The 20,199-nt window shown below is 72.3% G+C and carries 18 protein-coding genes; 9 read left to right on the top strand and 9 right to left on the bottom strand.

Annotation, left to right across the window (positions count from 1 at the left end):
* Positions 1 to 194 precede the first annotated feature (194 nt).
* Positions 195 to 1,715, bottom strand: a complete 1,521-nt coding sequence (locus R2J76_RS10320) for a sodium:solute symporter (protein ID WP_316415767.1) — start codon at positions 1,713 to 1,715, stop codon at positions 195 to 197.
* Positions 1,715 to 2,728: a glycoside hydrolase family 3 N-terminal domain-containing protein gene (locus R2J76_RS10315; protein ID WP_316415766.1), complete on the bottom strand. Its 1,014-nt coding sequence runs from the start codon at positions 2,726 to 2,728 to the stop codon at positions 1,715 to 1,717. The genes R2J76_RS10320 and R2J76_RS10315 overlap by 1 nt, the downstream gene beginning before the upstream one ends.
* 85 nt (positions 2,729 to 2,813) lie before the next feature.
* Here R2J76_RS10315 and murQ point away from each other — a divergent pair, with 85 nt between their 5' ends.
* Genes murQ through R2J76_RS10285 form a run of 6 tightly spaced genes read left to right on the top strand, consistent with a single transcriptional unit; the run spans position 2,814 to position 9,221 of the window.
* Positions 2,814 to 3,707 (top strand): N-acetylmuramic acid 6-phosphate etherase, encoded by an 894-nt coding sequence (gene murQ / locus R2J76_RS10310; protein WP_316415765.1) that lies wholly within the window; start codon positions 2,814 to 2,816, stop codon positions 3,705 to 3,707.
* Positions 3,704 to 4,969: an MFS transporter gene (locus R2J76_RS10305; protein WP_316415764.1), complete on the top strand. Its 1,266-nt coding sequence runs from the start codon at positions 3,704 to 3,706 to the stop codon at positions 4,967 to 4,969. Before murQ ends, R2J76_RS10305 begins: the two co-directional genes overlap by 4 nt.
* Positions 4,966 to 6,075: an acyltransferase family protein gene (locus R2J76_RS10300; protein ID WP_316415763.1), complete on the top strand. Its 1,110-nt coding sequence runs from the start codon at positions 4,966 to 4,968 to the stop codon at positions 6,073 to 6,075. Before R2J76_RS10305 ends, R2J76_RS10300 begins: the two co-directional genes overlap by 4 nt.
* Positions 6,057 to 7,520 (top strand): glycoside hydrolase family 10 protein, encoded by a 1,464-nt coding sequence (locus R2J76_RS10295; protein WP_316415762.1) that lies wholly within the window; start codon positions 6,057 to 6,059, stop codon positions 7,518 to 7,520. Before R2J76_RS10300 ends, R2J76_RS10295 begins: the two co-directional genes overlap by 19 nt.
* Positions 7,507 to 8,451 carry an N-acetylglucosamine kinase gene (locus R2J76_RS10290; RefSeq protein WP_316415761.1) on the top strand — a complete coding sequence of 315 codons (945 nt, stop codon included), beginning with the start codon at positions 7,507 to 7,509 and terminating at the stop codon, positions 8,449 to 8,451. The genes R2J76_RS10295 and R2J76_RS10290 overlap by 14 nt, the downstream gene beginning before the upstream one ends.
* Positions 8,448 to 9,221 (top strand): N-acetylmuramoyl-L-alanine amidase, encoded by a 774-nt coding sequence (locus R2J76_RS10285; RefSeq protein ID WP_316415760.1) that lies wholly within the window; start codon positions 8,448 to 8,450, stop codon positions 9,219 to 9,221. Before R2J76_RS10290 ends, R2J76_RS10285 begins: the two co-directional genes overlap by 4 nt.
* Here the strand turns inward: R2J76_RS10285 and R2J76_RS10280 are convergent.
* From R2J76_RS10280 to R2J76_RS10265, 4 genes are read right to left on the bottom strand one after another with little or no spacing between them, the layout of a single operon-like run.
* A complete protein-coding gene (locus tag R2J76_RS10280; protein WP_316415759.1) occupies positions 9,208 to 10,305 on the bottom strand; it encodes a gamma-glutamyl-gamma-aminobutyrate hydrolase family protein in 1,098 nt (365 codons plus the stop codon). The genes R2J76_RS10285 and R2J76_RS10280 overlap by 14 nt on opposite strands.
* Positions 10,302 to 11,432, bottom strand: a complete 1,131-nt coding sequence (locus R2J76_RS10275; protein WP_316415758.1) for a dipeptide epimerase — start codon at positions 11,430 to 11,432, stop codon at positions 10,302 to 10,304. The genes R2J76_RS10280 and R2J76_RS10275 overlap by 4 nt, the downstream gene beginning before the upstream one ends.
* Entirely contained in the window at positions 11,429 to 12,301 is an 873-nt protein-coding gene (locus tag R2J76_RS10270) for a C40 family peptidase (RefSeq protein ID WP_316415757.1), read from the bottom strand. The genes R2J76_RS10275 and R2J76_RS10270 overlap by 4 nt, the downstream gene beginning before the upstream one ends.
* Positions 12,302 to 12,348: 47 nt before the next feature.
* A complete protein-coding gene (locus R2J76_RS10265; protein ID WP_316415756.1) occupies positions 12,349 to 13,257 on the bottom strand; it encodes a serine hydrolase in 909 nt (302 codons plus the stop codon).
* Between the two features lie 35 nt (positions 13,258 to 13,292).
* On the opposite strand from R2J76_RS10265, the gene R2J76_RS10260 reads away from it, so the two are divergent.
* The 3 genes from R2J76_RS10260 to R2J76_RS10250 are packed head-to-tail and all read left to right on the top strand — an operon-like array spanning position 13,293 to position 16,262.
* A complete protein-coding gene (locus R2J76_RS10260) occupies positions 13,293 to 14,111 on the top strand; it encodes a L,D-transpeptidase family protein (protein WP_316415755.1) in 819 nt (272 codons plus the stop codon).
* A 10-nt stretch (positions 14,112 to 14,121) separates the two neighbouring features.
* Positions 14,122 to 15,477 (top strand): diaminopimelate decarboxylase, encoded by a 1,356-nt coding sequence (lysA, locus tag R2J76_RS10255; protein WP_316415754.1) that lies wholly within the window; start codon positions 14,122 to 14,124, stop codon positions 15,475 to 15,477.
* A complete protein-coding gene (locus R2J76_RS10250; protein WP_316415753.1) occupies positions 15,474 to 16,262 on the top strand; it encodes an N-acetylmuramoyl-L-alanine amidase in 789 nt (262 codons plus the stop codon). Before lysA ends, R2J76_RS10250 begins: the two co-directional genes overlap by 4 nt.
* Here R2J76_RS10250 and R2J76_RS10245 read toward each other — a convergent pair.
* The 3 genes from R2J76_RS10245 to ric all read right to left on the bottom strand — a co-directional run bounded on the left by R2J76_RS10245 (position 16,191) and on the right by ric (position 20,132).
* Positions 16,191 to 16,661: a GNAT family N-acetyltransferase gene (locus R2J76_RS10245; protein WP_316415752.1), complete on the bottom strand. Its 471-nt coding sequence runs from the start codon at positions 16,659 to 16,661 to the stop codon at positions 16,191 to 16,193. The genes R2J76_RS10250 and R2J76_RS10245 overlap by 72 nt on opposite strands.
* A complete protein-coding gene (locus R2J76_RS10240) occupies positions 16,658 to 18,916 on the bottom strand; it encodes an exo-beta-N-acetylmuramidase NamZ domain-containing protein (RefSeq protein ID WP_316415751.1) in 2,259 nt (752 codons plus the stop codon). Before R2J76_RS10240 ends, R2J76_RS10245 begins: the two co-directional genes overlap by 4 nt.
* Before the next feature lie 493 nt (positions 18,917 to 19,409).
* Positions 19,410 to 20,132 (bottom strand): iron-sulfur cluster repair di-iron protein, encoded by a 723-nt coding sequence (ric, locus tag R2J76_RS10235; RefSeq protein ID WP_316415750.1) that lies wholly within the window; start codon positions 20,130 to 20,132, stop codon positions 19,410 to 19,412.
* Positions 20,133 to 20,199 lie beyond the last annotated feature (67 nt).

Here is a 20,199-nt window from a genome sequence, read left to right as displayed (position 1 = left end):
GGCCCAGGGTCTGTTCGGAATCTGTGGACAAGGATGCCTTATACCCGATCCCCTCGGGGCATGGTGCCTGCAAGGTAAGTGTCCTGGCAACGTACGAACCTGTTGCGCCGGAGAATCCAGGCGAAAAGATGAAATGCTGGGGCGCTGGGGGTTCAAGCCCGGGTGTGAACGACCCGGCGGACTGGACATGGGACCTAACTATTCATAGCCTTGGATTTGTCGATAACCCCACGTGGATCAGGAACCGGCCGGAACCATTCCCGCCCGACCCTGCACCCATTTCCCACCAGGATCGTCACCGCGCTTCCGATGAGGGTGTGCCAGGTGTAGTCGATGCGGGTGAAGGCCAGCACCGCCACCATCGCCAGGAGGCCGGATACGAAGCCGGCGAGGGCGTCGGCCTGGGTCGTCCTGCGGAAGAAGAGGCCCAGGAAGAAGGTGCCCAGGAGTCCGCCGTACGTGACGGAGGCGATCTTGAGGCCCAGTTCCACGACGGGGTTCTTCGTGTCGGTGAAGAGCATGGCGCCGCCGATGAGGAGGACGCCCCACACCAGGGTGAAGATCCGCGACCAGCGCACCTCGCCCTTGGCGTCCAGGCCCCGGGCCAGCGGGGTGAGCTGGAAGAGGTCCAGGTACGTGGCGGAGGCCAGGGAGCTGATGGAGGAGGAGAGCGTTCCCATGGCCGAGGCCAGGACGCCGGCCACCACCAGGCCCGCCACGCCCGTGGGCAGGTTCTCCACGATGAACTTCGGGAAGACCTCGTCGGAGGTGGCCAGGCCCAGCTGCTGGAAGGTGACGCCGCCGTAGAAGGCGTAGAGGCAGAGCCCCAGCACCAGGAAGAAGCCGAACTGAAGGAGGATGAAGGAGGCGTCCAGCATCAGGGCCTTCTGGGAGTCCCACCGGGTGCGGCAGCCCAGGAGGCGCTGCACCAGGAGCTGGTCCGTGCCGTGGGAGGCCATGGTCAGGAAGGTGCCGCCCAGGACGCCGCCCAGGAGCGTGTAGGGCGCGGCCAGGAAGGCCCGCAGGGAGCCCCCGGTGGCGGTGTTGAGGAAGGCGAACTTGTCCTGGCCGTGGGAGGTGGCGAAGGCGGTCACATCCGCCCATCCGTGGGGAAGCCGGTGGAGGATGAGGACCATGGCCGCCACGGCGCCGCCCAGGTAGATGAAGAGCTGCACCACGTCCATGGCCACCACGGCCTTGAGGCCGCCCAGGTACGTGTACAGCAGCGTGAAGCCCCCGATGAGCAGGATGCTGGAGGGGTAGTCCAGGCCGGTGATCAGGTGCACCGGGATGGCCGTGGCGAAGAGCCGCACCCCGGAGGCCAGCACCCGGGTCACGATGAAAACGCTGGAGGTGAACTTGCGCAAGGGCAGGCCGAAACGCTTGCCCAGGAAGTCGTAGGCGGTCTCCAGGTCGCCGCGGTAGTAGGCGGGGATGAACACCGCGCTCACGATGAGCCTGCCGATGAAGTAGCCCGCCACCAGCTGCAGGAAGTGCATGTTCCCCTTGAAGGCCAGGCCGGGGATGCTGATGAAGGTGAGGGTGCTGGTCTCGCTGGCGACGATGGAGAAGCCCACGGACCACCAGGACATCTCCTTGCCCCCGAGGAAGTACTCCCGGGAGGACCGCTGCCGGCCCGAGATGAGGATGCCCGCGGCGGTCACCCCCAGCAGGTAGACGATGACGATGGCGTAATCCAGGACCCGGAACCCCATCAGAGCGCGGCCTGGCGCACCCGGGCCACCCAGGCGTCCCAGGCGGGCCGATCGAAGGGGGCCGGGTCCATGGGCGCGAGGGTGCGGCGGTAGGCGCGGCCCGCGAGCACCGCGGCCTCCACGGCCGCGGCGGGCAGGGTCTCCAGGGCCGCCAGCGACGCGTCCAGGGCCTCCTGGGACTGGCACACCAGCAGGGCCAGGTGTCCAGCCTCGATGGCCAGGCGCACCCGCTCGGGCCAGGGGAAGCCCCCCACCCCGCCCATTTCCATATCGTCCGTGATCCAGGCCCCGGGGATCCCCCAGGGATTGCCCGCCACGTGGCCGCGGTGGAGGCTCGCGGGCAGGTCCCCGCTCCAGGGGGTGCGCACGTGGCCCACCATGACGAGCCGGCCGGGATCGGCCAGGGCGCGGAACGGCTCCAGGGCGCGCAGGATGGCCGCGGGATCCGTGAGCTCGGGCAGGGCGCGGTGGCTGTCCACCTTCGTGCCGCCCAGGCCCGGGAAGTGCTTGAGGCAGCCCTTCACGCCCCGGGACTCCAGCCCCTCCAGGAAGGCGCCGGCGGCCTCCGCGGCCTGGACGGGGTCGCCCGAAGCGCGCCGGTCCCCCAGTCCCGTGCCGGGGATGCCGTCGTGCAGGTCCGCCAGGGGCGCGAAGTCGATATTGAAGCCCAGGAGCGCCAGGCCCTCGCCCCAGAGGCGGCCCCAGGCCCTGGCGCCCTCGGCGCCGGAGGTGAGCCAGATGTGGCGGAAGGAGGGCGTCTCCCCCACCCAGCACAGGAGCCGGGATACGGGGCCCCCTTCCTGGTCGATGGCCATGGCCAGGGGCACTTCGCGGCCCCAGCGCACCTGCAGGTCCCGGATGAGGGCGTGGCAGCGGGCCGGGCCCGTGGCGGGATCGGGGTCGAGGTTGCGGGCGAACATCACCACGCCCCCGGGAACCGGCACCGCCGGGACCTCCGCGGCATCGCGGGCGTGGATGCCCATCCAGATCGTTTCGGCGCACGAAGGGCTCAAAGGATCTCCCAGGAAATGGACGTGTCGGGGTTGGATTACTGTAACATTTTTATAAACATTCACTAAGCCGGGAGTTCTCACCGAAATGGCCCTGCCCCGCACCGAACAGACCTCCCCTGGCCACGCGCACCTGGACGAGTACGGCACCCTGGACCTTGTGGGCGCCTTCATCGACGATCAGGCCGCGGCCGCCCTGGCGGTGCGGGCCGCGGCCGGGGAGCTCGCCCGGGCCGTGGACGCCGCCGCCGGGCGCCTGGAGCAGGGCGGGCGGATCATCTACGTGGGCGCGGGCACCTCGGGCCGCCTGGGGCTCCTGGACAGCGTGGAACTGCACCCCACCTTCTCCTGGCCCCCGGAGCGGGCCCTGGCGCTCCTGGCGGGCGGTCCCACCGCGGTGCACCTGGCCGTGGAGGGCGCCGAGGACGACCGGGACCGGGGTGCCCAGGACCTCGCCGCCCTGGGGCCCGGCCCCTCCGACGTGGTGGTGGTGCTGGCCGCCTCGGGGGCCACGCCCTTCGCCCTGGGGGCCCTGGAGGCCGCCCGGAGCGCGGGAGCCCTCACCATCGGCATCGCCAACAACCCGGACTCCCCCCTGGCCGCGGGGGCGGAGGTGGGCATCACCCTGGACACCGGGCCCGAGGTCATCTCCGGCAGCACGCGCCTCAAGGCCGGCACCGCCCAGAAGATCGCCCTCAACACCTTCTCCTCGGCCGTGATGGTGCGCCTCAACAAGGTCTACGGGAACCTCATGGTGGACGTCAGGGCCACCAACGCCAAGCTGGTGCGCCGCGCCATCCGCCTCGTGGGCGCGGCCACGGGCGCCGGGGAGGACCGGGCCCGGGAGGCCTTCGAGGCCTGCGGCGGCCAGGTCAAGACCGCCATCGTCGCCCTGGGCCTCGGCCTGGGCCCCGACCAGGCCCGGGAGCGCCTCGCCGCGGTGAAGGGGAGCGTGCGCGCCGCCCTGAAGGAACGCGCGTGAAGGAGCGGTCCCCCTGGGCCTGGGTGCCCACGCTGTACTTCGCCCAGGGCCTCCCCTACGTCGCCGTGATGTTCCTGTCCGTGGTGTTCTACAAGAACCTGGGCGTGCGCAACACCGACATCGCGCTGTACACCTCCTGGCTCTACCTGCCCTGGGTGGTCAAGCCCCTGTGGTCGCCCATGGTGGACCTGCTGGGCACCAAGCGCGGCTGGGTGGTGTGGCTCCAGGGGGCCCTGGCCGCGGCCTTCGCCCTCCTGGCCTTCCTGGTGCCGGCCCCGGGTTTCTTCCGGCTCACCCTGGCCATGTTCTGGATCGTGGCCTTCGCCTCGGCCACCCACGACATCGCCGCCGACGGCTTCTACCTGCTGGGCCTCACGGAGAAGCGCCAGGCGGCCTACGTGGGGCTGCGCAGCGCCTTCTACCGCGCGGCCATGATCACGGCCCAGGGCGGCCTGGTGCTCGCCGCCGGCAAGCTCACCGAGCGCACCGGGGATCCCCGCCACGCGTGGGCGGCGGTCTTCGCGATGCTGGGGGCGGCCTTCCTGGGCTTCTTCGCCTGGCACCGCTGGGCCCTGCCCCGCCCCGGGGCCGACGGGCCTTCCCGCGCCAAGGCCGGACTTCTGGCGGAGTCCCTGGAGACCTTCACGTCCTTCTTCGCCCGAAGGGACATCGCCCTGGTGCTGGGCTTCCTCCTCACCTTCCGCCTGGGCGAGGCCCAGGCCATCAAGATGGTGACCCCCTTCCTGCTGGATCCGGCGGCCCGCGGGGGCCTGGGCCTCACCACCGCCCAGGTGGGCCTGGCCTACGGCACCGTGGGCATGATCGCCCTCACCGCCGGGGGCATCGCCGGGGGGTGGATGATCTCCCGCCACGGCCTCAGGCGCTGGATCTGGCCCATGACCCTGTGCGTGCACCTGCCCAACCTGGCCTTCGTGTACCTCGCGGCCCTGCGGCCCTCGGGCCTGGGCACCGTCGCGGCCGCCGTGGCCATCGAGCAGTTCGGCTACGGCTTCGGGTTCACCGCCTACATCATGTTCATGGTGATGATCTCCGCCGGCAGGCACCGCACCGCCCACTACGCCATCGCCACGGGCTTCATGGCCATGGGCATGATGTTCCCGGGCATGGCCAGCGGGTGGATCCAGGAGCACCTGGGCTACCTGCGCTTCTTCCTGTGGGTGTGCCTATCCACGGTGCCCTCCATGATCCTGACGGCCTTCCTGCGCATCGACGGGGCCTTCGGGCGCAGGGAAGCGCCATGAGGGAGCGCCTGGCGTCCCTGGACGTCTTCCGCGGCTTCGCCATCGCCGCCATGGTGCTGGTGAACAATCCCGGCAGCTGGAAGCACGTGTACGGGCCCCTGGACCACGCGGCCTGGAACGGGTGCACCTTCACGGACCTGATCTTCCCCTTCTTCCTGTTCGCCGCGGGCCTGGCCATGACCATCACCCTGGGCACCCGGGCCGGAGGGCCCGCCGCGCTCTACCGCATCCTCCTGCGGCGCGCCGCGCTCATCTTCCTCATCGGCCTGGGCCTGAACCTCATCCCCGCCTTCCAGCCCTCCACCGTGCGGGTCCTGGGCGTCCTCCAGCGCATCGCCCTCACCCTGGCCCTGGGCGGGCCCATCGTCCTCTGGGGCCGGGAGCGGGCCGCGGCGGCCGCCATCCTGGGCCTCTGCGGCCTCTGGCTGGTGCTGGAGCTGGCGGTGCCCGTGGCCGGGGCCGACGGGGTGGTGGCCGCGGGCCGCCTCCTGCCCGGCATGGATTTCGGGGCCTGGCTGGACCGGCTCGCCCTTCCCGGCCACCTGTGGGCCCACGCCCGCACCTGGGATCCCGAGGGCCTGCTGGGCACCCTCCCGGCCACCGCCACCCTGCTCCTGGGATCCCTGGCGGGCCGGCACCTGGCCGCCCCCGCGGGACCCCGCCCCAAGTGGCGGGGGCTGGTCCTTTCGGGCGCGGCCCTCCTGGCCCTGGGCTGGGTCCTGGGGCGGGCCCTGCCCATCAACAAGAGCCTCTGGACCCCCTCCTTCGTGGCCTTCACCGGGGGCTGGGCCTTCCTGGCCCTCGGCGCCTGCCACGCGGCCCTGGACGAATCCCCCCGGCGGGACCTGGCCCGCCGGCTCTGCCTGCCCCTGACCATCTACGGCATGAACGCGCTCTTCCTCTTCGTGCTTTCCGGCGTGGCCGCCCGGGCCATCCAGACCCTCCGCGCCGGCGGCGTCCCCCTCAAGGAGCGGGCCTACCTGGCCCTCGCGACCCTGCCCCTTTCCGCGGAGAACGCCTCGCTGCTCTTCGCGGTCCTGTTCAACCTCGTGATGTTCGCCGTGGCCTGCGCCATGTGGAGGAAGAAGTGGTTCGTGAAGGTCTGAAGCGCCTGGCGGCCCTCGCCGCGGCCGCGGCCTTCCTGGGCTGCGTCCCCCTGCGCCGCACGCCCCCGCCGGCCCCCCGGGAATTCCGCGGCGCCTGGGTGGCCTCCGTGGCCAACATCGACTGGCCCAGCCGCCCGGGCCTCGGCGCCGAAGCCCAGCGCCAGGAGGCCCGGGACCTGGTGGCCCTGGCCCGGGCCCGGGGCCTGAACGCCCTCATCCTCCAGGTGCGCCCCGGCGCGGACGCGCTGTACCCCTCCGCCCTGGAGCCCTGGTCCGAGTACCTCACCGGGGAGCAGGGCCGCCCGCCCTCGCCCTGCTACGACCCGCTGGCCTTCTGGATCCGGGAGGCCCACGCCGCCGGCCTCGAGCTCCACGCCTGGTTCAACCCCTACCGGGCGCGGCCCTCCTCGGCCCATTCGCCCCTGGCCCCCGGGCACGTGGCCCGGGCCCGGCCCGGGCTGGTGCGCGCCTACGGCGACCAGCTCTGGCTGGACCCCGGGGAGCCGGAGGCCCTGGAGCGGGCCCTGGCCGTCATCCTGGACGTGGTGCGCCGCTACGACGTGGACGGCGTGCACATCGACGACTACTTCTACCCCTACCCCGTCAAGGACGCCGCGGGCCAGCCCGTGGACTTCCCCGACGAGGCCCCCTGGCGGGCCTACCTGGCCGCGGGGGGGACCCTCTCGCGCCCCGACTGGCGCCGCCATAACGTGGATGCCCTGGTGGAGCGCATCTACGCGGAGGTCCACCGGGTCAGGCCCACCGTCCGGGTCGGCGTGAGCCCCTTCGGCGTCGGCCGGCCCGGGCCGGGCTTCAGCCAGTACGAGGAGCTCTACGCCGACGTGGAGACCTGGCTGGCCCGGGGCTGGGTGGACTACCTCGCGCCCCAGCTCTACTGGAAGCGCGATTCGCCGGGGCAGCCCTTCGGGCCCCTCCTGGACTACTGGCAGGGCCGGAACGTCCTGGGCCGCCACGTGTGGCCGGGCCTCTTCACCAGCCGGATCCTGGGGCCGGATCCCTGGCCCGCGGAGGAGATCATCGGCCAGATCCGGGAGGCCCGGGACCGCCGCAGCGGGGGCCACGTCCACTTCAGCCTGAAGGCCCTGCGGGGCGAGGCCGGCGCGGCCCTGGCCTACGACGGCCCCGCCCTGGTGCCCGCCTCGCCGTGGCTGGGGGCACCGGCGCCCCAGGCGCCCGTGGTGAGCGTGAAGCGCACCGCGGACGGCCTGCGCGTCCAGGCCGCGGACTGCCCCTGGCTCCTGGCCCTCTGGGCCCGGTACGGGAGCGCCTGGCGCTTCTTCACCCTTCCCGGCGGCGAGGGGACCCTCCCCGGCCGGTGGGAAGGGGCGCCGCTGGGGCCCGTGTGGGCCTCGTCCATCGGGCGCACCGGGGGCGAAAGCCCGCTGGTGGCCGTACTTCCGGAGGCACCCCATGGAACCCCATGATCACGAGCCGCCCCGATTCCTGGCCCTGGGCATCGACGCGGGGGGCACCGCCACCCGCTGGGCCCTGGCCACGCCCCCGGGGGATATCGTGGCGGAAGGCTCCGTGGCGGGCTTCAGCGCCATGGACCTCTACGGACCCGGCCAGGCCCGGGTGGAAACCGTCCTGGGGGAGCTGGCCCGGGCCGTGCTGGCCGCGGGGCGCCCCGTGCGGGTCCACGCGGGGCTCACGGGGTTCGGGGCCGCCGGGGACGTCCTGGCCCGGCTCGTGGCCGCGCCCCTGGGCCTGCCCGAGGACGCCGTGTCCCTGAGCAGCGACATCGAGACCACGTACCTGGACCTCTTCCCCCCGGGACAGGGCTACGTCGTGTACGCGGGCACCGGTTCCGTGGGCGTCTTCATCGACGCGGCCGGGGAGATGCACCGCGCCGGGGGCCGCGGCGTCCTCATCGACGACGGGGGCGGCGGGTTCTGGATCGCCCGGGAGGGCCTCCGCCACGTGTGGCGCAGGGAGGACGAGCGGCCCGGAGCCTGGCGGGAATCCCCCCTGGCCCAGGAACTCTTCGATCTGGTGGGCGGGGACGACTGGGCCCACACCCGCAGGACCGTCTACAGCGGAACCCGCGGCGACGTGGGGCGCCTGGCCCTGGCCGTGGCCCGGGCCGCGGACCGGGACCCCGCGGCCCGGCACATCCTCCGGGCCGCCGGAACCGAACTGGCCCGCCTCGCCGGGGCCCTCCTGGGCCGGTACGGCCCCCGCCCCGTGGCCCTCAGCGGCCGCGCCGCCACCCTCCACCCCCTCATCCCCGAAACCATGCGCGAAGCCCTGCCCCCCGGCACGCCCTTCGCCGTCCGCACCAGCCGGGGCGAACACGCCGCGGCCCGCCTGGCCCTGGCCGCCGCCGGCGTCCCCCCCGAGGAGCCCCTCCCATGAGATTCGCCCTTCCCTGCCTCCTCCTGCTCCTCGCGGCGGGCTGCGCCCGCCCCGCCATCGACGCCTCCCGCCACGCGAAAAGCCAGGACAGCCGGGTCCAGTTCCTCATCCTCCACTTCACCGGCGAACCCTGGGACCGCTCCATGAAGATCCTCACCGAGGACAACGTGAGCGCCCACTACCTGGTGCGGGACAGCCCCGTGGAGGTCTACCGCCTGGTGGACGAGGACCGGCGGGCCTGGCACGCCGGGGCCAGCTCCTGGAAGGGCCAGACCCAGCTCAACGCCGCCTCCATCGGCATCGAGATCCAGAACCTGGGCGACGTGGCGGGCCCCGACGGCAAGGTCGTCTACCACGCCTACCCCCCGGAGCAGATCGACGCCGTCGTCGCCCTGGTGAAGCAGATCGTCGCGCGCCACGGGATCCGCCCCGACCGCGTCCTGGGCCACAGCGACATCGCGCCCATGCGCAAGGTGGACCCGGGCCCCACCTTCCCCTGGAAGCGCCTGGCCGACGAGGGCCTGATCACCTGGCCCGACCCCGCCAAGGTGGCCGCGCGCAAACCGGCCTTCGAGGCCGCCCCGCCCGACGCCGCGTGGTTCCAGGAGCGCCTCGCCCGCCACGGCTTCGAGATCCCGGCCACGGGCCGCTTCGACGCCGTCACCACCCGGATCCTGGGCAACTTCCAGATGAAGTACCGCCCCGCCGTCTACGACGGCAGGCCCGACGCCGAAACCGCCGCCATCCTGGACGTGCTCACCGCTCCCTGAGGGCCTTGCCCAGCCAGGCCCACACCGCCTTGTGGAATTCCAGGCTCCGGGGCGTCCCCGCCAGGTTCGCGCCGCAGCTCCCGGGGACATCCTCCGGGCGCTGGCGGTAGCCCGGCCCCGTCTCCCAGAGATGGAGGTGCTCCGGGTGGAACTGGACCCCCAGCACGTTGGGAAAGCGCCGGTGCTCCATGGCCTCCACGAGCCTCCCGTCCCGGGAGGTGGCCAGCACGCGCCATCCTTCCGCCACCTGGGTCACCGCCTGATGGTGGGCGCTGAGGACGCGGGGATGGTCCCCCGGGCCGAAGCCGGCCCCCTTGAGGAAGCGGCCCTCCCCCAGTTGGAGCGTGTGGAAGGTGAAGGACATGAGCTTTTCCTGGGGGAAGAGGCGCCTGTAGGGGTTGCTGTGCCACTGCTCGGGCCCCAGCGCGATGGCGTCCTCCACGCTGGCGGCGCCGTAGACGCCGGTCCAGATGTCCTGCGCGAGGGTCCCGCCGGTGCCCACGTTCAGGCTCTGGAAGCCCAGGCAGATGCCCAGGACCGGGAAGGCCGGGCGGGACGCCAGCAGGGGCGTGGCGCGGGGGTCCTGGGTTCCCCCCAGCAGGTGGAAGATGGCCGAGAGCTCCAGGCGGTTCCGGTGGGGGTCGTCCACTTCGGAGAGGAAATTCGTCTTCTGGTGGAGGAGGGCCGCGGGGATATCCGGCCCGCCGAAGAACACGACCCCGTCGGAGCGGGACGCCACGGCCTCGAAGTCCGGGGTGCAGGCGTTGCGGGCATAGAGCTCGGCCTCGGCCAGGGGCGCGGTGACGGCGTGGAAGCGGATCCACCCGTGGCCGGGCTCCGCGGCGAAGCGCCTGGAGGCCTCGAAGTCCTCCTTCTGGCGCACGCCGTAGACCCCGATGACCGTGAGGCCGGGAACCTCCAGGATGCCCCGCTCCCGCAGCGCGGCCAGGCACCGGAGGTTCCACACCGTGGGGTTGAACACCACCAGCCGGGGGCCGTCGTGGGCGGGCCGGGGCGCGTCCAGGAAGCGCTCCTGGGCCCCCAGGCCCAGGCCGAAGGCCAGGAACAGGGCCAGGAGCCTCATCGCACCAGCCGCACGCCGAGGCCCGGAGCGCCGGGCAGGATGAGCTTGCCCTTCTTCGCCGTCACGCCCACGTAGGGGTCGTTGGCGATGAGCAGGAACCCGTCCAGGTCCGCGTAGTCCGCCAGGGGGGAGAGGTGGGCCGCGGCGGTGATGGAGCAGGAGCTGGACACCATGCACCCGATCATGGTCTTCATGCCCAGGGCCTTGGCCACGGTGAGCTGGCGGTAGGCCTCCAGGAGCCCCCCCGCCTTGTCCAGCTTCACCACGATGCCGTCGAAGGATTCCCGCAGCCTGGGGATGTCCTGGGCGGAGTGGCAGGCCTCGTCCGCGAAGATGGGGATGTGCACGTGGTTCCGGATCCACCGGTGCTCCTCCACCATGTGCGCGGGCAGGGGCTGCTCGATGAGCTGCACCCCCTGGGATTCCAGCCAGTTGATCTTGCGGGCCGCCTCCTCCTTGCTGGTCCAGCCCTCGTTGGCGTCCACCCGCAGGGGCTTTTTCGTGACGCTGCGCACCGCCTCGAGGGTGGCCTCGTCCGTGGCCAGGCCCACCTTGATCTTGAGGACGGGGAAGTCCTCGGCCTCGCGCACCTTCTGGCGGGTGATCTCCGGGGTGTCGATGCCGATGGACATGTTGGTGACGGCGGCGTCGGCGGGGTCCAGGCCGAAGTGGCGGTACACGGGCACCCCCAGCTTCTTGCCCATCCAGTCGAAGAGGGCCAGGTCCACGGCGGCCAGGGCCGCGCGCTGCCCGGGCAGGCGCCGGTCCAGCTCCGCCAGGAGCTTGTCGAAGGTCCAGGGGTCGCCGCCGGTGATGAGGGAGGCCACGGCCTCCAGGGCCTGCTGCCCGCCCAGGGCGCTCTGCTGGTAGCGCACGATGCCGGCGCCCTCCCCGTAGCCCGTGATCCCGTCCCGGGTGAACTCGGCGTGCAGGGTGTCCCGGTAGGCGCTGGAGGACATGGTGGTGGTCCAGGTGTGCCGGAGCTCCAGGCGCCGGATCCGGGTGGTGAAGCCCGGGGCCCGGGGGGCCGCGGCCGGGGCCGGGGGCGCGTCCAGCAGGTCCCGCCCGAGGAGCGCCGAACCCGCGGTCGCCGCGGCCAGTGCCTGGAAGAGTTCGCGTCGTTTCACTTGAGCCTCCGCATCGCCACGAGGATGGCGGACCATTCGGGGCTGCCGAGGTCCGAGATCTGCACCATGGGGCGAATCCTGGGTGTGTCGTGGATGAAGGCGCCCTTGCCGAGGTACATCCCGGTGTGGGTGATGTGGTCCTTGTCCTTGCCGAAGAAGAGCAGATCGCCGGGTTCCAGGTCGGCGCGGTCCTTCACGGGCGCCAGGCCCGGCCATTCCGCCTGGACGTTGGCGTCCCGGGGGAGGATGGCGCCCCGCCGGCGGAGGATGGCCTGGGTGAAGCCCGAGCAGTCGAACCCGAAGGAGGAGCAGCCCCCCCAGGTGTAGTTCACGCCCAGGAAGCGCCGGGCCAGGTCCAGGGAGGCCTCGATGCCGATGGGCCTGAAGTCCGTGCGCACGTCGCCGCTCTGGATCCATGCGGCGCGGCCATCCGGAAGCCTCACCCCCAGCCAGCGCGCGCTGTCCTGGGGGCCCGGGGCCCGCTCCAGGACCGCGCCGAAGGGCGCGGTGAGCACCGGGGCGTGGCGGGTCACATCCGGTTCCCGGTAGACGTTGGCGCCCAGCACGTCCACTTCGACCTTGGCGCCGGCGGGGTACCCTTCGCCGGCCTTCAGGGCCCGCAGGGCCGAGGCTTCGGCCCAGCCCGCGTAGCCGTCGTCGCCCTGGATCCGCACCCAGCCGTCCCTGCGTTCCAGCTCCGCCACCCGGGCCCCCAGGAGGGCCTGGGAAACCACGTCCGCGTCCGCCCCGGGCCCCGAGAAGAGGTTCGCCACGGGCCGGACCACCACGTGGGCGGGAGGGTCCGCGGCCCAGGCGCAAAGGGCCGCCAGGAGGGGGGCGATGAGGCCGCGGAGGAAGGCAGGGCGCATGGAGGACCTCGGACCGAAGGGGGAAGTTGCTACATCATGTCACAAGGCTACCGGACCTGGAGCGTACCGTTCACCCTGCCCTCCGCCGAGGCGGCCCCCGCCAGTTCCATCCACGCCGCGGCGCTCCGGGCGATGCGGCCGATGACGGCCTCCCCTTCCCGGTCGTCCCGGAGGTGGGAGGCCATCACGGCGACGACGAAGGGGCGGTTCTTCACGAAGACGATGCCCACGTCGTTGCGCACGCCCGGGAGGGAGCCGGTCTTGTCGGCGACGGCCAGGCCATCGGGCAGGAGGCGGGCGAGGTAGCTGTCCTTGGGGATGGCCAGGAGCTTCATGAGATCGCACCGGGATTCCGGGGCGAGGGTCCGGCCCCGGTGGATCTCCAGGAGGAGCCCGGCCAGCTCCCGGGGGGTGGCCAGGTTCTCCCGGCCCTCGCGGGCGGCCTGGGCGTCCATCATCTTCCGGCGCAGCCGGGTGCGGCGGAGGCCCAGGGCGTCCAGGCCCGCGTTGACCCGGTCCATGCCCACCCGGTCCATGAGGATGTTGGTGGCGCTGTTGTCGCTCACCACCACCGTGAACAGGGCCAGGTCCCGCAGGGTCAGGCGGGTCCCGGGGGCCAGGTTCCCCAGGATGGCGCTGTCCTCGGCCAGGTCCCGGGGGTCCAGGAGGTAGGGGTCCGTGAGGCGGGGGCCGGGCCTTTCGCACTGGCGGTACAGTTCCAGGAGGAGGGCCAGCTTGATGGTGCTGGCGGCGGGGAAGACCTCGTCCGCCCTCAGGGCGAAGCTCTCCCCCGTGTCCAGGCTCTGGATGAACACCCCCACCCGGCCCTCCACGGCGTCGGCGAGGCGGGTCACCTCCCCCTCCATGCGGGTCCAGGTCCAGGAGGGCCCCCCCTGGGCCTGGAGGCAGCCCAGGGCCGCGAGGAAAAGTGTCCACGCACGGAACGATTTGAGCATTTCCTCTCCTTGGACAATTCCATTATGCTCACCTTATGTCCAACCCCAGCACCCGTGGAACCCACCCGGCCCCAGGCAAGGGGAGGCGCGCCCCGATCCTCCTGGCGTTCCTGGCCGCCCTGGCCCTGGGCGCGCAGGCCCCGGCGGTCCCCCCCGGGGCCCTGCGGGACCGCTCCGCCGAATTCGCCGCCTCGGGCCAGGTGCTCCTGGTCACCGCCCCGGGCTGGAACGCCAGCAGGGGCTTCCTGCAGCGCTTCGAGCGCGCCGGGGGGGCCCTGGTGAAGGTCGGCGCGCCCCTTCCCGTGTGGCTCGGGAAATCGGGCCTGGCCTGGCGCAGCGACGACGGCGCGCCGGTGCCCCCCGCCCCGGGCCCCGCCAAGCGCGAGGGCGACGGGCGTTCCCCCGCGGGGGTCCTCACCTTCGGCGGCATGTGGGGCTACGCGCCCCAGGCGCCCCCGGGGGTCAAGCTGCCCTACCGCGCCTCCACCGAGTGCGACCGCTGCGTGGACGACCCCGACCACGCCGACTACGGGCGCATCGTGCGCGCCGGCCCGGCCCCCACCTGGCGCTCCGCGGAGCGCCTGCGCCTGGGCACGGACCACTACCGCTGGCTGGCGGTGATCCACTACAACGACCAGCGCCCCATCAAGGGCGCCGGAAGCTGCATCTTCCTTCACGTGGCCCCCGCCCCCGGCGAGGCCACCTCGGGCTGCACGGCCCTGGCCCCCGACGACCTCCTCCTCGTCCTGGAATGGCTGGACCCGGCCCTGAACCCGCTCCTCGTGCAGCTCCCCGGGGAGCTGCTGGAATCCGCCAGGACCGCCTGGAACCTGCCCGCCGCCCTCCACCCCTAAGGGAGTCCCCGTGTCCTTGCGCCCCCTCAGCCTCGCCCTGCTTCTGCTCGCCCCGGCCCTGCTGCGGGCCGCGGACCCCACCCTCCACGAGGCCCTGGTGGCCGTCAGGGCGGACAAGGCCGGCGATCCGGCCGTGGCCAGGGTCCTCCAGGGCCTGGCCTCCGCCCACGGCACGCCGCTCTACGTCTACGACCAGGCCCACATCCGCGGCCAGGTGGCCTCCCTCAAGGCCGCCTTCGCGCCCCGGTTTCCGAAACTCCGGGTGCTCTACGCCCTCAAGGCCAACACCAACCCGTCCATCATCGGCCTCCTGAAGGGCGAGGGCCTCGGCGCCGAGGTGGTCTCCCTGGGCGAGATCGAGTGGGCGCTGCGGACGGGGTACAAGGGCTCCGAGATCATGTTCACCTCCTCCTCCAAGAACCCCGCCGAACTGCGCCGCGCCATCGCCCTGGGCGCCGTGCTCAACGTGGATTCCCTGGACGAGCTGGGCCAGGTGCGGGACGAGGCCCGCCGCCAGAAGAAGCAGGCCCGCATCAGCTTCCGGGTGAACCCGGGGGTGGACCCCCACACCATCCACCAGATCAACACCGGCATCACCGAATCCAAGTTCGGCCTCCACCTCCAGGACGGCATCGCCCTGCGCGCCTACGAGCAGGCCAAGGCCATGCCCGAGATCCGCATCGAGGGCCTGCACTGCCACATCGGCTCCCAGATCACCGAAACCGAGGGCTACACCCTCACCGCGAAGAAGATGCTGGCGTTCGTCAAGGAGCTCAAGGACAAGCTGGGCCTGCGCCTGGCCTTCGTGGACCTGGGCGGCGGACTGGGCATCCCCTACAAGGACGGCCAGGCGGTCATGTCCCCCGAGGACCTGGCCAGGGCCCTGGAGCCCATCTGGAAGGAGGGCGTGGCCGCCGCGGGCTACGAGCCCACCCTGTGGCTGGAGCCGGGGCGTTTCTTCGTGGGGGGCTCGGGCTTCGTCCTGGTGCGCGTCAACACCGTCAAGCAGACCCCGGTCAAGACCTTCGTGAACGTGGACGCGGGCTTCAACACCCTCATGCGCCCCATCCTCTACCAGGCCTACCACCGCGTGCGCGTCCTGGGCAAGTCCGCCGATCCGGTCACCGTGGACATCGCCGGCGACGTGTGCGAGACCGGCGACATCCTCGCCGAGGCCCGCACCCTGCCCCGCGCCGCCGCGGGCGATCTCCTGGCCATCCTCGACGCGGGCGCCTACGGGTTCTCCATGGCCAGCGAATACAATTCCCGTCCCATGCCCGCCGAACTGCTGGTGGACGGCAACCGGGTACGGGTCATCCGCCGCCGCGGGGGCTTCGGCGACATCTTCCGCAACACCGGCAAATGAAGGCCGCCCTTCCCGCCCTCGCCGCCGTGCTCCTCCTGGGCGCCGCCTGCCACCAGGCGCCCCGCAACCCCATGGCGCAGTGGTCCCCCTCGCCCAACTTCAACGCCCGCCGGCCCCAGATGATCATCATCCACCACACGGCCTGCACCACCTTCGACGAGGCCCTGCGGATCCTCAAGACCGAGAATTCCGGCGGGCCCGTGAGCAGCCACTACCTCATCGGCCGGGACGGGAAACTGGCCCAGCTGGTCTCCGACGACCACCGGGCCTGGCACGCCGGGGGCGGCGGCGCCTGGGGGGCCTCCCGGGACATCAATTCCCTCTCCATCGGCATCGAACTGGACAACAACGGCTTCGAGCCCTTCGCCCAGCCCCAGATCGACAAGCTCCTGGCGCTCCTGGACGACCTGGTGCGCCGCTACGACATCCCCCGCTCCCAGATCCTCGCCCACGCCGACGTGGACCCCGTTCGCAAGCACGACCCCAACGCCTCCTTCCCCTGGAAGCTCCTGGCCGAGAAGGGCTTCGGCCTCTGGCCCGACGCCGACCTCCCGGAGCCGCCGGCGGGCTTCGACCCCTGGGCCGCCCTGCGCATCCTGGGCTATTCCATGAAGAGCCCCGCCGCCACCCTGGGGGCCTTCCACCTCCACTACCGCGCCACGGAGGCGGGGGAGCTGGACGCCCTGGACCGCAGGATCCTCTTCAACCTGCAGTCAAGGCAGCTTGGGACCGCGGGTCTTCCGCATCAGGATCTCGGACTGCCCGGCGATCAGGTAATCCGTTAGCTCCCCCACCGCGGCGTAGCCCAGGCGCGCGTAGAAGCGCCGCGCGCCGTGGTTGAAGGCGGACACGCACAGGAAGACGTTGGGGTGGTCCCGGAAGATGCGCGCCTCCGCGAAGGCGATGAGCTCGGCCCCCAGGCCCAGGTTCCGGAACCCCGGCGCCACGCAGATGGTCTGGACGTACCCCACGAAGGCGCCCTGGAGGGTCAGGGCCAGGTACCCCGCGAGGCGGTCCCCCATGCGCGCCACGTAGCGCTCCCGGCCCGGGTCCTGGATCTGCGCCAGGAGCGCGGCCTGGCCCAGGCCCAGGGTCCTCCAGGGCTCGGAGGAGGCCAGCAGGGCCGCGCAGGCCTCCGCGTCGGCCCCGGCCTGGAGCGGGAGGATGGAAAGGCCGCCCGTCATGGGTAGAGGAGGAAGGCCGCGCGCCGCCGCAGGAAGTCGGCGCGGGCCTCGTCCCAACCCTGGACGACGGCCTGGAAGGGCTTGTCCGCCGCCAGCAGGGCGATGGAGGCGTCGTCCTGCAGGAGGCGGTTGACCTTCGCCAGATCGAAGGCCGAGCCGTACAGGTGGCGCAGGGTGTGGGCGATGGCCACCCCCAGCTCCACGGGGCGCAGGGCGTCCCGGTCCGTGAGGAGGATGCGCACGCCCCCGCACTCCTGGTCCTTGAAGACGCTGGCCGTGGGCCGGAAGCGGTCGGGAACGAAGCTCACCCCGGGCAGGCCCAGCTTGTTGAGCTCGTGGGCCAGGACCCGGTCGTTGACGTAGGGGGCGCCCAGCACCTGGAAGGGCGTTCCCGTGCCCCGCCCGACGCTGATGGCCGTCTCCAGCAGGCCCACCCCCGGGTACAGGGCCGCGGCGTTGAGGTTGCGCATGTTGGGCGAAGGGTCCTTCCACGGCAGGGCCGTGGCGTCGTACCACTGGTCCCGCCGCCAGCCCTGCACCCGCACCACCTGCAGCTTGGCGCCCAGCTTGAGCTCCGCGTTGAACATCCCCGCCAGCTCCCCCACCGTCATGCCGTGGCGGATGGCGATGGGATGGCAGGCCGTGAAGCCCGGGGCGGCGGGGACCACGGGCCCCTCCACCCGGTCCCCGCGCACGGGATTGACCCGGTCCAGGACGATAAGGGGCTTGCCCGCGGCCGCCGCGGCCTCGAGGCAGCCCTTCAGGGTGGCGATGTAGGTGTAGAAGCGGCAGCCGATGTCCTGGATGTCGAAGACCAGGGCGTCCAGGTCCGCCAGGTCCCCGGGCGACGGCGCGCGCTGGCCGGTCTTGTAGAGGCTGATCACCGGCAGGCCGGAGAGGGCGTCCTCGGAATCGGGAATGCCCTCCTGGTCCAGCTGCCCGCGGATCCCGTGCTCGGGGCTGAAGAGCCGCACCAGGGTCACCCCCGGCGCGGCCTTGAGCACGTCCACCGTGGCCCGGCGCTCGTTGTCGATGCCCGTGTGGTTCGTGACCAGGCCGATGCGCAGGCCCTTGAGGACCCCGAACCCGGAGCGCTCCAGCACGTCGATGCCGTTGAGGACGGTGGGCACCTCCTCCCGGGTGCGGGGGAAGATCGCCGTGTCCCGCCGCTCCGTGATCCCCGCCGCCCGGGCGGCGAGGGTGCCCACCTCGTAGTAGAGATCCCGCGTGACGCCCTTGCCGTCGGGGTGGAGGCGGGTGGTGAGCAGGACGTAGAAGGTGTCCGAGGCCGGATCGATCCAGAGGGCGGTGCCCGTGAACCCCGTGTGCCCGTACGAGCCCAGCCCGAAGAGGGCGCCCCGGGGGCGGCTGAAGGAGGAATCCAGGTCCCAGCCCAGCCCCCTGCGCTCGTACACCGACGCCGGGGTCTGGACGCTGCGCATGAGGGCCAGGGTCGCGGGCCGGAGGACGGACCCGCCCTTGAGCAGGAACCGCGCGTACCTCGCGAGGTCGCCCGCGGTGGAGAAGAGCCCCGCGTGCCCCGCGCAGCCGCCCATGCGGCGCGCCGTGGGATCGTGCACCACGCCCCGGAGCATGACGCCGTGCTCGTCCCGCTCCGTGGGGGCCACCCGGGCCGGGTCGGGCCGGAAGGTGGTGGAGGCCATGCCCAGGGGCCCGAACACCTCCCGGGCCGCGAAGGCGTCCAGGGGCATGCCCGACACCCGTCGCACGATCTCCCCCAGGAGGATGAAGTTCACGTCGCTGTACCGGAATTCCCGCCCCGGAGGCGGGTCCGGCACGCAGGCGCAGGCGCGCCGGATGCCCTCCCCGTAGCCGCTCCAGGCCTCCGTGAGCGCCAGGTCCGGAATCAGCCCCGAGGTGTGGGTGAGCAGGTGCCGCACCGTCACCCCCGCGCCCGCGAACTCCGGAAGGTAGGCCCGCACCGGAGCCTCCAGATCGATCTTCCCCCGCTCCACCAGCACCATCACGCACGGAAGGGTGGCCACGACCTTGGTGAGCGAAGCCACATCGAAGACGGTGTCCTCGGTCATGGGCTCCCGCCGGGGCACCAGCGCCCGGTCCCCCTGCGCCCAGTGCGCGTCCGCGCCCCCCCTGCCCACCCACACCACCGCCCCCGGCGTCACCTTCCGCCCGATGGCCCCCGCCAGGGCCCCCCGCAGCTCCGCGAGCCCCTTGGCGTCAAACCCCTGCGCATTCAGCACCAGGGCGGAAAGCAGTACGAGGATGAATCGCATGCCCCAGCCTACTCCGTTCCCGCCGCTTTTTCACTTCACCATCGATGCACGTGCCCGGGTCCCGGACCTCCGCGCCGGTTACTCGGCCGGACAAGCCGGCCTCGTGGGATTCCGGAGGGGACGATGGGACGGGGTTTCACGTACCTGCTTCGCTCGGTGGTCCGGCAAGGCCGGCCCAAGGGCCTTCCGGAGCGGCCTATGGCGGGGAGGGACCCGCTGCGAGTGGGAGGTCCCCGATGCCCCACGCGCGCCGCCGCTGATCAGCGGCGGCGCCTGCCGGAACCGGCCTGAGCCACGCGAAGCGGATCCTTCAGGCCTTCGGAAGCCGCCCACCATGACTGGGACTTCCCGGAGGGCCCGTGCGGTCCGCCCTCCCGAACGCCCAACGGAGGAAATGGGCGCAGCACAGCCCCATCGCCCCGTCCCACCCCCCCGTCATCGCCGGCTTGTCCGGCGATGACGAACCGGCGCGAAGGTCCGGAACACGTACGACTCAGGCCTTGGCCGTCTCCAGGTCGGCCGCCCGGGGGAAGAGGATGTGGCTTTCGAGGTAGATGTGGAGGTGGAGGTCCTGCTCGAGGGTCTGGAGGCCCATGTAGAGGGAGCGGAAGCTGCCGCAGGCGTCGTCGGGGAGGGTGTAGTCGCGGGTGAGCTCGCGGATCTCGCGGAGCACGTCGCCGGCGGCCTCGTGCTCGCTCTGCATGACGCTGATGGGGCCGCGGACGCTGCCGAAGCAGGTGTCGCAGGCGGGGGCGCCGGATTCCAGGCCGCGGATGAAGGGGAAGAGGATCTGCTCCTCCTTCTGGAGGTGGGGCATGAGGTCGTCGTACAGCGCCGTGAAGAGCACCGCCACCCGGGCCAGTTCGGGGTGGTTGGGGCCGTGGACCCGGGCCACCTTCTCCATGAGGGGGGCCACGCGGTTCAGTTCCTCCCGGGTGAAGGCGTGGTGGGTGGACTCGATGTGGGCGATGAGGGCGGTGAGGCTGCCCTCGGCCAGGACCTTGGGGTCCAGGGGCTCGGGGGCGGGGGCATCCAGGCCCTGGAGGGCCGGCAGGATGTCCGAGGCCTGACGGCCGGCGTGGGCACAGGCCTCGGCGAGGGTGCGGTGGCCGCCGCAGCAGTAGTCGATGTTGTGGCGTTCGAAGAGGCGCATGGTCGCGGGATGCTCGAGGACGATGTCGCCGATGCGGGTGTGGGCGGTGATGGTGCTGGACATGGGGGTCCCTCCGGCAACCAATATCCGACCGTTCCGGTCAACCAACCTTGACGCCGGTCAAGGATTC

Origin of the sequence: Mesoterricola silvestris (genome assembly GCF_030295405.1) — a bacterium.
Classification (GTDB): domain Bacteria; phylum Acidobacteriota; class Holophagae; order Holophagales; family Holophagaceae; genus Mesoterricola; species Mesoterricola silvestris.
The sequence above is the reverse complement of the archived record's forward strand: the minus strand, read 5'-3'. Positions and strand labels throughout refer to the sequence as shown.